This window comes from Roseobacter sp. N2S (genome assembly GCF_031454055.1).
Taxonomy (GTDB): domain Bacteria; phylum Pseudomonadota; class Alphaproteobacteria; order Rhodobacterales; family Rhodobacteraceae; genus Amylibacter.
Genome location: NZ_JAVDQB010000001.1, coordinates 23,030 through 35,460 on the forward strand (window position 1 = coordinate 23,030; position 12,431 = coordinate 35,460).

General features: G+C 54.8%; 12 protein-coding genes. 10 read left to right on the forward strand and 2 right to left on the reverse strand.

The window, feature by feature from the left end; genetic code table 11:
• Nucleotides 1-9 precede the first annotated feature (9 nt).
• Nucleotides 10-759: a bifunctional demethylmenaquinone methyltransferase/2-methoxy-6-polyprenyl-1,4-benzoquinol methylase UbiE gene (gene ubiE / locus GGE09_RS00110; RefSeq protein WP_309742616.1), complete on the reverse strand. Its 750-nt coding sequence runs from the start codon at nt 757-759 to the stop codon at nt 10-12.
• Between the two features lie 130 nt (nt 760-889).
• Here ubiE and mutM point away from each other — a divergent pair, with 130 nt between their 5' ends.
• The 5 genes from mutM to dnaA all read left to right on the forward strand — a co-directional run bounded on the left by mutM (nt 890) and on the right by dnaA (nt 5,245).
• Nucleotides 890-1,774 (forward strand): bifunctional DNA-formamidopyrimidine glycosylase/DNA-(apurinic or apyrimidinic site) lyase, encoded by an 885-nt coding sequence (gene mutM, locus GGE09_RS00115; protein WP_309742618.1) that lies wholly within the window; start codon nt 890-892, stop codon nt 1,772-1,774.
• A 73-nt stretch (nt 1,775-1,847) separates the two neighbouring features.
• Nucleotides 1,848-2,624: an enoyl-CoA hydratase gene (locus GGE09_RS00120; protein ID WP_309744791.1), complete on the forward strand. Its 777-nt coding sequence runs from the start codon at nt 1,848-1,850 to the stop codon at nt 2,622-2,624.
• 96 nt (nt 2,625-2,720) lie between these two features.
• The gene (rpsT, locus tag GGE09_RS00125; protein ID WP_309742620.1) at nt 2,721-2,987 is read left to right on the forward strand and encodes a 30S ribosomal protein S20; all 267 of its coding nucleotides are present in this window, start codon (nt 2,721-2,723) and stop codon (nt 2,985-2,987) included.
• Nucleotides 2,988-3,432: 445 nt separating this feature from the next.
• A complete protein-coding gene (locus GGE09_RS00130; RefSeq protein WP_309742621.1) occupies nt 3,433-3,870 on the forward strand; it encodes a rhodanese-like domain-containing protein in 438 nt (145 codons plus the stop codon).
• Nucleotides 3,871-3,886: 16 nt separating this feature from the next.
• Nucleotides 3,887-5,245, forward strand: coding sequence for a chromosomal replication initiator protein DnaA (gene dnaA, locus GGE09_RS00135; RefSeq protein WP_309742623.1), 1,359 nt, complete (start codon nt 3,887-3,889; stop codon nt 5,243-5,245).
• 111 nt (nt 5,246-5,356) lie between these two features.
• Here dnaA and GGE09_RS00140 read toward each other — a convergent pair whose 3' ends face one another.
• Nucleotides 5,357-5,989: an SGNH/GDSL hydrolase family protein gene (locus GGE09_RS00140; protein WP_309742625.1), complete on the reverse strand. Its 633-nt coding sequence runs from the start codon at nt 5,987-5,989 to the stop codon at nt 5,357-5,359.
• Nucleotides 5,990-6,349: 360 nt separating this feature from the next.
• On the opposite strand from GGE09_RS00140, the gene dnaN reads away from it, so the two are divergent.
• From dnaN to gyrB, 5 genes are all read left to right on the forward strand, one after another.
• Nucleotides 6,350-7,468 (forward strand): DNA polymerase III subunit beta, encoded by a 1,119-nt coding sequence (gene dnaN / locus GGE09_RS00145; RefSeq protein WP_309742627.1) that lies wholly within the window; start codon nt 6,350-6,352, stop codon nt 7,466-7,468.
• A 1-nt stretch (nt 7,469) separates the two neighbouring features.
• On the forward strand, nt 7,470-8,585 hold the full coding sequence (gene recF / locus GGE09_RS00150; RefSeq protein ID WP_309742629.1) for a DNA replication/repair protein RecF: 1,116 nt from the start codon (nt 7,470-7,472) through the stop codon (nt 8,583-8,585).
• Nucleotides 8,586-8,597: 12 nt separating this feature from the next.
• The gene (locus tag GGE09_RS00155) at nt 8,598-9,026 is read left to right on the forward strand and encodes a VOC family protein (RefSeq protein WP_309742631.1); all 429 of its coding nucleotides are present in this window, start codon (nt 8,598-8,600) and stop codon (nt 9,024-9,026) included.
• Nucleotides 9,023-9,646 (forward strand): LysE family translocator, encoded by a 624-nt coding sequence (locus GGE09_RS00160; RefSeq protein WP_309742633.1) that lies wholly within the window; start codon nt 9,023-9,025, stop codon nt 9,644-9,646. The genes GGE09_RS00155 and GGE09_RS00160 overlap by 4 nt, the downstream gene beginning before the upstream one ends.
• A 190-nt stretch (nt 9,647-9,836) precedes the next feature.
• Nucleotides 9,837-12,254, forward strand: a complete 2,418-nt coding sequence (gyrB, locus tag GGE09_RS00165) for a DNA topoisomerase (ATP-hydrolyzing) subunit B (protein WP_309742635.1) — start codon at nt 9,837-9,839, stop codon at nt 12,252-12,254.
• Nucleotides 12,255-12,431: the final 177 nt, after the last annotated feature.

Sequence of the window (12,431 nt, forward strand, 5' to 3'; positions counted from 1 at the left end):
CAGGGCGCATCAGATTTTCCAGCCACTGTGCAGGGCGGCGATCCCCATAGTCATGTTGCGGTATTTGGCGTTTTCAAAGCCTGCGTCCTTGATCATCTGCAAAAACGTATCCTGATCTGGGAACTTGCGGATGGATTCCACCAGATATTGATAGCTTTCCGCGTCATTGGCGATGATTTTGCCCAACGGCGGGATCACATTGAACGAATACCGATCATAGGCCCATTGCAGCGCGGGGTTCGGAATTTGTGAAAACTCCAGCACCATCAAGCGCCCGCCCGGTTTCAACACACGGTAGGCCTCGGCCAGTGCATCTTGGGGGCGGGTGACGTTCCGGATGCCAAAAGAAATCGTGTAGACGTCGAAACTATTGTCTGCAAACGGCAGTGCCATCGCATCACCGCAGACCCAATCCAGATGGTCGGCCATATCCTCGGCCTCTGCCCGAAGGCGCCCCGCATCCAACATACCTTGCGTCATATCAAACACTGTGGCGTGGGCCTCGGGGGCGCGTTTCAGAAAGCGGAACGAGATATCCCCCGTACCACCCGCCACATCCAACAGCTTTTGTGGGCCGCGCGGAGCCAGCCAATCCATCATCGCATCCTTCCAGATCCGGTGGATGCCCATAGACATGGCGTCATTCATAATGTCGTATTTCGACGCTACATTCGAAAACACCCCATGCACCATGCCAGCTTTGGCGTCTTCGTCTACGGTTTGAAACCCGAAATGGGTGGTCTTTTGCGATTCGGTCATGGTTTGGCCCTCGGGTCTTGTCTTGGGGCTATATATAGGGTGTTTGTCACAGAGGAAATGCGGCATGGTTGTTTGTCGCAGATCGCCCCTATATCGGGGCCAAAAGCGGTAAACTAAAAGCGGAGTCCCTATGCCTGAACTTCCAGAGGTAGAAACAGTACGGCGCGGGTTGGAACCTGCCATGGTGGGCAAGCGGATCGCGGTGGCCGATGTGCGCCGCCCGAACCTGCGCTGGCCGTTTCCTGAAGGCATGGCCGATCGTCTGACAGGCGCGCGCATTGAACGGTTGCGCCGCCGCAGCAAGTATATACTGGCGGATCTGGACACAGGCGAAACCCTGTTGATCCATCTGGGCATGTCGGGCCGTATGCTGATTGCCCCGCCAAGGAACAATGGGGCGAAAGAGGCCGCCCGCGATATGCTGGGGGATTTCCACCACCTGCACCCCGCCCCCGAAAAACACGATCATGTGGTGCTGGATATGGCCGACGGCACGCGGATCACCTTTAATGATGCGCGCCGCTTTGGCGCGATGGATCTTTATGCCACTGAAATCGGGGAAACCCACAAGCTGCTGGCCCTGCTTGGACCTGAACCTTTGGGCAACAGCTTTGATGAAAGCTATTTCAAAGCGGCCCTGAAGGGTAAAAACACCCCGATCAAATCCGCCCTTCTGGACCAGCGGATCGTATCGGGCCTTGGCAATATCTATGTCTGCGAGGCTTTGTGGCGCACAGGCATTTCCCCCCTGCGCAAAGCGGGTGATCTAAGCGGCAAAAGAATCGCCAGTTTGGTGCCCGCGATTCGTCAGGTTTTGTCTGAAGCTATCGAATCAGGCGGGTCATCTTTGAAGGATTACCGCCAAACCGACGGCGAGCTGGGATATTTCCAACACAGTTTTGCGGTCTACGGGCGCGAAGGGGCCCCCTGCAAGACCCCGAATTGCGCGGGCGATATCAAACGGGTGGTCCAATCGGGCCGTTCGAGCTTCTATTGTAACACTTGTCAGCGCTAATCGGGTCAAACCTTGAAACCGGTGCTGGGCATGGTAAGGCTGGGCGCTTGAGAAACAGCAAATGAGTGCTTCTATGGGCTATGAAACCCTGATCGTGGACATCAACGACCATGTAGGTGTGATCACCTTGAACCGGCCAGAGGCATTGAATGCCCTGAACCAGCAATTGTTAAAAGAGCTGGCCGCCGCCCTCGGGGCGATGGGAGAGAACGATAAAGTGCGCTGCATCGTTCTGGCTGGCAGTGAAAAAGCATTCGCTGCAGGGGCCGACATCAAGGAAATGTCGGAACAGTCTTTCGTTGATATGTTCGCGTCCGATTTCTTTACCGCCGAAACCGAAGCAATCCTGCGCTGCCGCAAACCGATCATCGCTGCCGTTTCCGGTTATGCGCTGGGCGGTGGGTGTGAACTGGCGATGATGTGCGACTTTATCATCTGCTCGGACACAGCCAAATTCGGTCAGCCAGAAATCAACCTTGGCGTGATCGCCGGGATTGGTGGCTCCCAACGCCTGACGCGGTTTGTCGGGAAATCCAAATCCATGGAAATGCACCTTACCGGGCGCTTCATGGATGCAGAAGAGGCCGAACGTTCCGGTCTTGTCAGCCGAATCGTCCCCGTCAAAAAACTGATGGAAGACGCATTGGCCACCGCCGCCAAAGTTGCCGAGAAATCGACACTGGCGACTATGGCCGTTAAAGAGGCCGTAGACCGGTCTTACGAAACAACCCTGCGCGAAGGCATTTTGTTCGAACGTCGCTTGTTTCATTCACTTTTTGCCACTGAAGACCAATCCGAAGGCATGTCCGCCTTTATGGAAAAACGGTCACCAAAATTCAGGGGCAAATAACCCGCAAACTTTCGTGCCTCAGACCGTTGACTTATTGGCAAACTGGTCCTAGAAGCGCGTTTCATCTTTCGACTCCGTAAGATCAGGATATTTATTATGGCCAACTCGCCACAAGCGAAAAAACGCGCGCGTCAAATCGAACGCCGCACTGAAGTAAACAAAGCCCGCCGCTCGCGGATTCGTACGTTTCTGCGTAAAGTAGAAGAAGCGATCACTGGTGGCGATCAGGCTGTTGCCGTTGCTGCATTGAAGGCTGTACAGCCTGAAATGATGCGCGGTGTGACCAAAGGTGTTCTGCACAAGAACACTGCAAGCCGTAAAATTTCGCGCCTGTCCGCACGCGTGAAAGCAATGGCTGCTTAAGCCTCTTATCGGCTTTCTACAAAAAGACGCAGGGCCCTTTCGGCCCTGTTTTTTTGTGTCTAATCCCCCGCCAGACTGCGGGTATTTTAGTCACACCTCGGATCAATGCTATCCAGTTTTCCCGATGTTCTACTTTTAGTCCCGTTGCTGTAACGGGGCTGTTTAAATAGATTGGGTGAACTGCTTAGGCTTCTGCACCCAAAGCACTTCTTAGATTTGACAATCTGAAAAACACCCCAGAAATGCGGTGGAATTCCCCCTGTCTTGTCGAAATTAACCAATAAAATCAAAATGTTACATATGTGCAGATTCGCAAATCTAATTACGAGTCAACAGAGAAGAGTCATTGTTTGATCCGCTCTGCTGTTGCTATCAACACTGAGTGATTCACCGCCGAGCGGAGAATCGGAAAACAGAAAAGTCTTTGAATCGGGGCACGGACATCATGACAAATCAGGTTTCAGAAGTAGGACCTATGCTGGCTTGGGAACACCTGCGCGATAACAAAGATGCAGTGTTGGTGGATGTTCGCACACAGGCCGAATGGTCTTTTGTGGGGGTTCCCGACCTGACTGATATGGGCAAACAACCGCTGCTAATTCAATGGATGACCTTGCCTGCGATGCAACCGAACCCGGACTTTCTGGACGGGCTCGAAAACCAGCTGGACGGTGCTGCGCCGTCCAAGATTTACTTTTTGTGCCGTTCCGGTGCCCGCTCTATGGCTGCCGCACAACTCACTGCTCAGGCTTTTGCTGCGCAAGGCAAGACAGTGGAATGTGTGAATATTGCCGAAGGTTTTGAGGGTGATTTGAACGAAGACCGGCACAGAGGGCATCTCAACGGCTGGAAGGCAAGAGGATTAGCCTGGCGGCAATCTTGAAATATTTGGGGACAGAATGACAACTGATGTTTGGGGCTCAGTACAAGACCGTTTGCGTAATGATCTAGGGGCAGATGCATTTAAAAACTGGATAGAACCGTTGGTTTTTGAAGGTCTGGATGCAAAAGTCGCCCGTTTCAAAGCGCCGACCGGTTTTTTGGGAAATTGGGTATCGCGGAACTATTCCGACAAGATCCAAGGTCTCTTTGCAGAGCATGGTGCCGACGTGGCCCGTGTGGAATTTGCAACGAGTGTGGCAAAGAAAGCCGCACCGACCAAGACGCCGAAAATGGCGGAACCCGTTGCGCAATCCCGTGCAACCGGATCACCGGACCTGCCCGGCGCTCCGCTGGATGCACGGTTTACCTTTGACGCCTTCGTTGTGGGCAAACCCAACGAACTGGCCCATGCTGCTGCGCGCCGCGTGGCCGAGGGTGGCCCCGTGACGTTCAACCCGCTGTTCCTGTATGGCGGCGTAGGCTTGGGCAAAACCCACCTGATGCACGCCATCGCCTGGGAAGCCAGACGCCGCAATCCCGATGCACGGGTGCTGTATCTGTCGGCCGAACAGTTCATGTACCGTTTCGTTCAGGCGCTGCGGTTCAAGGACACCATGAGCTTTAAGGAATTGTTCCGCTCGGTTGATATTTTGATGGTGGATGACGTTCAGTTCATCGCCGGAAAAGACAGCACACAGGATGAATTCTTCCACACATTCAACGCTTTGGTGGATCAGAACAAACAGATTATCATTTCTGCTGATCGGGCGCCGGGTGAAATCGACGGTCTGGAAGAGCGCATCAAATCCCGTCTACAATGGGGGTTGGTCGTTGACCTGCACCCGACAGATTACGAATTGCGTCTGGGAATCCTGCAAACAAAATCCGAAGCGCAGGCCAAACACTACCCCGAAGTCAGCATCGCATCAGGCGTGTTGGAATTTCTGGCCCATCGTATTTCCACTAATGTTCGGGTGCTTGAAGGCGCTTTGACACGGCTTTACGCCTTTGCATCCCTTGTAGGGCGCGAAGTGACCTTGGATGTGGCGCAGGAATGTCTGGCCGATGTGCTGCGCGCCACCGATCGCAAGGTCACCATAGACGAGATCATTCGCAAGGTCGCGGATCACTATAATATCCGCATGACCGATATCCTAAGCCCGCGACGCGCCCGTGCCGTGGCCCGTCCCCGTCAGGTTGGCATGTTCCTTGCCAAAACCCTGACGTCAAAATCTTTGCCCGAAATCGGGCGGCGGTTTGGCGGGCGGGATCACACCACAGTGATTCACGCGGTCAAAAAGATCGAGGAATTACGCTCGGTCGATAGCCAGATCGCCGAAGACGTGGAACTGCTGCGGCGGATGTTAGAAGCTTAACGGTCTGACATTTTAAACTTAGCGAGCGGGCGGCATCAGTGCTGCCCGTTTTGCATTTCGATAGGGTTGGATTTGGATATTTGAACCAAAAAGAGTCGTTGGGCCCCTGCCCTATTCAGCGGGAGGGGCGTTTTTGATAACCGCTGCGATCCGTTGGCCGATGGCAGCGCTTCCTTTGCGGGACGGATGGATCATATCGACAGCATGAAAGCTGCGATCCCCGTTTGGAATCATATCTTTAAGCGACACAATAAAAACCCCGTCATCATGTTGGGCGTATTCGGTGACACGACGTTCCAGTTCATCCCCTTCATCCCGGCAATATTCAATCGGAGAGCCGCGCCCCGGACTGCGCAGATAGCCCACATAAGCAACACGGGCACCGGTTTTGCGAATCGAATGGATCAGCGCGGGTATTTTGCCTGAAGTGCCGTCTTTGGCTGCCAGTTTATCCAGCTTTCTTTTGCACGCGAGACAGCCACACCCCATCCACAAATCATTGCCGCCGCCATTCAACACCACCCAATCCCAGTCCCCTGCGCGGAATTGTTTACCGATGTTCATCCCCGCACTGCCCGAAATCGGCAGATGATAGATAATGCGCGCGCCGATTACCGAGCGATCAATTACTGCACGCCCCAATTCCCGTTCCAGAACATCCGCCACCCCGTTGTTGCTGGTGCCATGCACGGCCAGCATAGAATCACCCATCGCCAGAATATGCGCCGAAGAATCACGGGACACAGATTCGGTGCAGGCCGACAGGAACAGGCAGAATACAGAGAGAGAAAAGACAGAAAATTTTATACAGCAGGGCAATCCGTTAGATTTGGGAGGCAGAAAGACCACAGTGGTCGGGGCAATTTTTGTCGCAAATATGTGAAGAATTTGTGGCATCCCCCGATAATTTTCCAAGCCCGTTGCGTATAAAAACAGCACCCCCGGACGTGGCTTGTGGTTTCCCTGCTTACCCCAATGGTTTTTTGCCCCTGCGAATCGCCTTCCGCTTGACCCTTTGCGCCATCCCGTGCTTTGTGAAACAGAGCTTGAAATCCAAGCCATTTGACGTAAAGTTTGCGGCCCACGCAATCTGAGGAGCGGGACATGAAGGTCAGTATTGAACGCAGCGCTTTGTTAAAAGCGATGTCACAGGCGCAATCCGTTGTGGAGCGTCGCAATACGATCCCAATTCTGGCAAACGTGCTGATCGAGGCTGAGGGAAACACCGTCAGTTTCCGCGCCACCGATCTGGACATCGAGGTTGTAGACAAGGCGCCAGCCATGGTTGAACGCGCGGGGGCCACCACGGTCGGGGCACATACCTTGCATGAAATCGTGCGCAAATTGCCCGATGGTGCGATGGTTGATCTGCTGGATGATGGTGCATCCGGTCGACTAGAGGTTAGCGCAGGACGCTCCAACTTCTCGCTTGCGACATTGCCCAAGGAAGACTTTCCTGTGATGGCAACCTCTGACTATGATTGCAATTTTTCGGCCAATGCGGCCGTGTTGCGCCGCCTGTTCGACAAATCCAAATTCGCCATTTCGACTGAGGAAACCCGCTATTATCTGAACGGTGTCTATATGCATGCATCAGATCGGGACGGGGAAAAAGTATTGCGCTGTGTGGCCACTGACGGACACCGTTTGGCCCGTATCGACGCGCCGCTGCCTGAAAATGCAGAAACCTTGCCCGGTGTAATTGTGCCGCGCAAAACCGTTGGGGAATTGCGCAAACTGCTGGATGACGACGAAGCTGATATTGCTGTGTCTGTGTCCGAAACCAAAATCCGTTTTGCCACACCGCAAATCACCCTGACCTCCAAAGTCATCGACGGGTCTTTCCCCGATTACACACGGGTTATCCCCCAAGGCAACACCCGCCGCCTGGAAGTGGATGCGGCTGAATTTGCCAAGGCTGTGGACAGGGTGTCTACGGTATCATCCGAACGGTCCCGCGCTGTGAAACTGGCGTTGGATGAAGACCGTTTGATCCTGTCGGTCAACGCACCAGACAGCGGTGCCGCCGAGGAAGAACTGGCTGTTGCTTATGGCGACGAACGTCTGGAAATCGGTTTTAACGCGAAATATCTGTTGGAAATTGCCGGACAAGTAGACCGTGAAAATGCAGTCTTTATGTTCAATTCCAGCGGTGATCCGACCTTGATGCGCGAAGGCAACGATGAATCCGCGGTTTACGTGGTGATGCCGATGCGGGTGTAAGTTGCCCGCAGCCCCTACCCTCGCGCTGCAAAGCCTGACGCTATCCCATTTCCGATCCCATAAGATGACCCGTCTGGAAACAGACGGGCGTCCGATTGCGATTTATGGGGCCAACGGTGCGGGGAAAACCAACATCCTTGAAGCAATCTCCCTACTGTCCCCCGGTCGTGGTTTGCGCGGCGCAAAGGTCGATGAACTGGCCCGTGCGCCCGAAGCCGTGGGGTGGAAAATCTCGGGGGTGCTGCAAAGCCTGAACCAGATGCATGAAATCGAAACCGCGTTTGAAGGCAGCGGCTCTCGGACTGTGCGGATTGACGAAAAAACCACCTCTCAGGCGGCCCTTGGGCGGGTTGGGCGAGTGGTCTGGCTGGTGCCGGTGATGGATCGGCTTTGGGTAGAAGGGGCCGAAGGGCGGCGACGGTTCCTTGATCGCCTTGCGCTAAGCTTTCACCCGGGCCACGCAGAGGCCAGCCTGACTTATGAAAAAGCCATGCGCGAACGCAATCGGATGCTAAAAGATCAGGTGCGTGATCCCGCGTGGTACAGCGCGGTGGAATCCCAGATGGCCCGTGCAGGGGTGCGCATTCACGCCAATCGGCTAGAGGCTTTGTCCTTGCTGAAAGCGGCCCAAGACAAGGCAGATACCGCCTTTCCTGCGGCTGAGTGCACGCTGATCCATGCGGACGGATTTGACATGCCCATGGATGAACCTGATTTGGCCGCCGCATTTGCCCAAAACCGCAACCGGGATCTTATGGCAGGGCGCACGCTGATCGGCCCTCATCGTGCTGATCTTGAAGCGATTTATACCGCCAAGGGGATTGCAGCCCATAAGTGTTCTACGGGCGAACAGAAAGCTCTACTGGTGTCGCTTATTCTGGCCAACAGCCGTGCTTTGGCGCAAGAATTCGGCGCGCCCCCTATCCTGTTGCTGGACGAGGTCGCGGCCCATCTTGATGCCAGCCGCCGCGCAGCCCTTTATGACGAAATCTGCGCGCTTGGCGCACAGGCATGGATGACGGGAACCGGCCCCGAGTTATTCACCGATTTCGGCCCCCGCGCTATGCGCCTTGCAGTGCGCGAAGAAAACGGGCTTTCTGTGATCGAATCCCATTAGAAAGGCCCCAGTATGACCCCGCAACGTGTAACGATGATAACCCTTTCTGTTAGCGATCTTACCTTATCGCGGGCTTTTTACAGCGCTCTGGGGTGGGTTGAATCCGAAGGGGGCAACGAAAAAATCGCCTTTTTCAAGCTGCGCGGGCTGTTCCTGTCCCTGTACAGCCGTGAAGCCTTGGTTGATGACATCGGCATGCCAATCCCTGCCCGCACCACGGGGGGGATCACTTTGGCGACAAATTATGACAGCCCGGATCAAGTGGACAGCGCCTTTGCCGCCGCCCTTGCTGCGGGGGCTGTTGCAGTGACCAAGCCCGAAAAAACCTTTTGGGGGGGCTATTCCGGCAATATCGCCGATCCTGACGGACATCTTTGGGAATATGCCCATAATCCTTTCTGGTCCTTTGACGCAGACGGCTATGTTTCGGGGGATGCGTGACTGTTTCCGCCTTTGACCTGCTGTTATACGCAGGCGCAATTTTGCTGTTATTTGCCACGCCCGGCCCTGTTTGGGTCGCCTTGATCGCCCGCGCGGTGTCTGGCGGATTTCACAGCGCATGGCCTTTGGCCCTTGGCGTAGTGATCGGCGATGTGATCTGGCCTCTGGTGGCGATCTTTGGGGTCAGCTATCTGGTTTCTGTCTATGCAGATTTCATGTTGGTGCTGAAATACGTCGGCGTGGTGATGTTTCTGGCCATGGGCATCGGCCTGTTGCGCAAACCCGTTGAAAGCCTTGGACGCAGTGACAGCCGCCTGACCAGACCGGGGATGTGGGCCGGATTTCTGGCAGGGGTTCTGGTGATCCTAAGCAACCCAAAGGCCATCCTGTTCTATATGGGCGTGTTGCCGGGGTTCTTTGATTTTCGCACCATCACCGTTTGGGATATTCTGGCGATCTGCTCTATTTCGCTGGTGGTGCCTTTGCTGGGCAATCTGGCACTGGCCGCCATGGTGGACAGGATGCGACGGTTCCTGGCCTCGCCACAGGCGATACGTCGGCTGAATTTAGGTTCTGGAGTGGCGCTTATTCTGGTGGGGATTGTGATCGCGTTTACCTGACAGGGCACTGTCTGTTTGAGCAGTTTTTATTTGGATATTTTTAGAAAATGGACCTGCGGGTTGGGACGTTTTCAAAGAGGTGTCAGCTCTGGCTTGGCAGGCGGAAACCCACCACAAAATATTGTGTCTTTGACGTGACAATCCTTTGTAAAACCGCTATAAATTGGGAAAAATCCCAAAAGGCGTGTTTATGTCCGACGAGCAAATTACACCAGAAGAGTATGGTGCCGATTCTATCAAAGTTCTCAAAGGCTTAGAGGCGGTTCGCAAACGTCCAGGCATGTATATCGGGGATACCGATGACGGGTCGGGCCTGCATCATATGGTCTATGAAGTTGTGGACAACGGCATCGACGAGGCTTTGGCCAAACACGCCGACTTTGTTTCCGTCACAATCCATGCCGACGAAAGCGTTTCGGTCCGTGATAACGGGCGCGGCATTCCTGTGGGCATCCACGAAGAAGAAGGCGTTTCCGCAGCCGAAGTTATCATGACCCAGCTGCACGCTGGCGGTAAATTTGACAGCAATTCCTACAAGGTTTCAGGTGGTTTGCACGGGGTTGGTGTGTCAGTGGTGAACGCACTGTCCGACTGGCTGGAACTGCGCATCTGGCGCGACGGCAAGGAACACACGGCGCGGTTTGAACACGGCGATACGGCGCGGTCTTTGGCTGTGGTCGGCGATGCCAACGGCGAAACCGGCACCGAGGTGCGGTTCATGGCCTCTACCGATACATTTTCCAACCGTGATTATGTGTTCAAGACCCTTGAAAACCGCTTGCGGGAACTGGCCTTTCTGAACTCGGGCGTAAAAATCATCCTGCGTGATGAACGTCCGGCCGAACATCTGGAAAGCACGCTGGAATACGAAGGCGGCGTGAAGGAATTTGTGAAATTTATCGACCGGTCCAAAACCGGCCTGCTGCCCGAGCCGATTTATATCACAGGCGAAAAAGACGATATCGGCATCGAAGTCGCCATGTGGTGGAATGACAGCTACAACGAAATGGTGCTGCCGTTTACCAACAACATTCCCCAGCGGGATGGCGGCACCCATATGGCAGGGTTTCGCGGGGCGTTGACGCGGACCATCAACAATTACGCGCAGACCAGCGGCATCGCCAAGAAAGAGAAAGTCTCTTTCACGGGGGATGACGCGCGCGAAGGTCTGACCTGTGTTTTGTCGGTCAAAGTGCCTGACCCGAAATTTTCCAGCCAAACCAAAGACAAGCTGGTGTCATCCGAAGTCCGCCCAGCGGTTGAGGGTTTGATGAACGAAAAACTGGCCGAGTGGTTTGAAGAAAACCCCGCCGAAGCCAAAAACATCGTGTCCAAAATCGTCGAGGCCGCTTGGGCCCGCGAAGCCGCCCGCAAAGCGCGGGAATTGACACGGCGCAAGACCGCTTTTGGCGGCACCGGCCTGCCAGGGAAACTGGCGGACTGTCAGGAACGGGATCCTTCCAAATCCGAAGTCTTCATTGTGGAGGGGGACTCTGCGGGCGGGTCCGCCAAACAAGGGCGGTCCCGTGAAAATCAGGCTGTGCTGCCGTTGCGCGGTAAAATCTTGAACATCGAACGGGCGCGGTTTGACAAAATGCTGTCTTCCGAGCAGATCACGAACCTGATTACGGCCCTTGGTACAGGTATCGGGCGGGATGAATTCAACATCGCAAAACTGCGCTATCACAAGGTCATCATCATGACCGATGCTGACGTGGACGGCGCGCACATCCGAACCTTGCTGTTGACCTTTTTCTTCCGTCAGATGCCGGAATTGATCGAAGGCGGCTATTTGTATATTGCGCAGCCACCCCTGTATAAAGTGGCCCGTGGGCGATCCGAGGTGTATCTGAAAGACCAACAATCTTTGGAAGATTACCTTGTGAATCAAGGGGTTGATGGAAGTTCCCTGCGGCTTTCCGATGGGACTGTGATCACCGGCGCCGATCTGTCGCGGGTGGTGGAAGAATCCCGTAAGGTGAAATTCCTGCTGAACGCTTTCCCAACCCATTACAACCGCCATGTATTGGAACAGGCCGCGATTGCGGGCGGGTTGGTGCCCGGGCGTGTGGATGAAAACCCGCAAGGGGTTGCTGATGCCGTGGCCGCGCGCTTGAACAAAGTCTCGTTGGAATATGAACAAGGCTGGTCGGGTCGGATCACCCAAGACCACGGCCTGCGCTTTGCCCGCATTCTGCGCGGTGTTGAGGAAAGCCACACACTGGACGGCAAATGTCTGCGCTCGGGCGAGGCTCGCAAGTTGGGCGGGATGACCGAAAGCCTGCAGGAAATCTACGGCTCGCTGGCGACGTTTTCACGCAAAGACAAATCCCATCCCGTGTTCGGCGCAACCGATCTGTTGTCACTGGTGATGGAAGAAGGCGAAAAAGGTCTGTCGCTGCAACGCTACAAAGGTCTGGGCGAGATGAACCCCGGTCAGTTGTGGGAAACCACCCTAGATCCCGAAGCCCGCACGCTGTTGCAGGTTCGGGTAGAGGATTTGGCGGATGCTGACGATCTGTTCACCAAACTGATGGGCGATGTGGTCGAACCCCGACGCGAATTTATCCAACAGAATGCCCTGAGCGTAGAAAATCTGGACTTCTGATTTCAGGCGACCAGACCCGCGTGTCTGGGGCAGCAACATCAAATTCAACAGCGGCGTCCCTTGGGGCGCCGTTTTTGCATTCTGCCTCACGGGGACGTGAAAGTTGGCAGGGAACAATACTGCAAATCAATCGTTAGGTAGCGAAGGTCGCCGCTTTCGGCAAACCCGCCGTCTTGC

Excerpts from the sequence above, each read along its gene's own strand:
- GGE09_RS00155 (WP_309742631.1), top strand. The coding sequence starts at position 8,598 with ATGACCCCGCAACGTGTAACGATGATAACCCTTTCTGTTAGCGATCTT.
- dnaA (WP_309742623.1), top strand. The coding sequence starts at position 3,887 with ATGACAACTGATGTTTGGGGCTCAGTACAAGACCGTTTGCGTAATGAT.
- dnaN (WP_309742627.1), top strand. The coding sequence starts at position 6,350 with ATGAAGGTCAGTATTGAACGCAGCGCTTTGTTAAAAGCGATGTCACAG.
- GGE09_RS00130 (WP_309742621.1), top strand. The coding sequence starts at position 3,433 with ATGACAAATCAGGTTTCAGAAGTAGGACCTATGCTGGCTTGGGAACAC.
- mutM (WP_309742618.1), top strand. The coding sequence starts at position 890 with ATGCCTGAACTTCCAGAGGTAGAAACAGTACGGCGCGGGTTGGAACCT.
- rpsT (WP_309742620.1), top strand. The coding sequence starts at position 2,721 with ATGGCCAACTCGCCACAAGCGAAAAAACGCGCGCGTCAAATCGAACGC.
- ubiE (WP_309742616.1), bottom strand. The coding sequence starts at position 759 with ATGACCGAATCGCAAAAGACCACCCATTTCGGGTTTCAAACCGTAGAC.
- GGE09_RS00120 (WP_309744791.1), top strand. The coding sequence starts at position 1,848 with ATGGGCTATGAAACCCTGATCGTGGACATCAACGACCATGTAGGTGTG.
- gyrB (WP_309742635.1), top strand. The coding sequence starts at position 9,837 with ATGTCCGACGAGCAAATTACACCAGAAGAGTATGGTGCCGATTCTATC.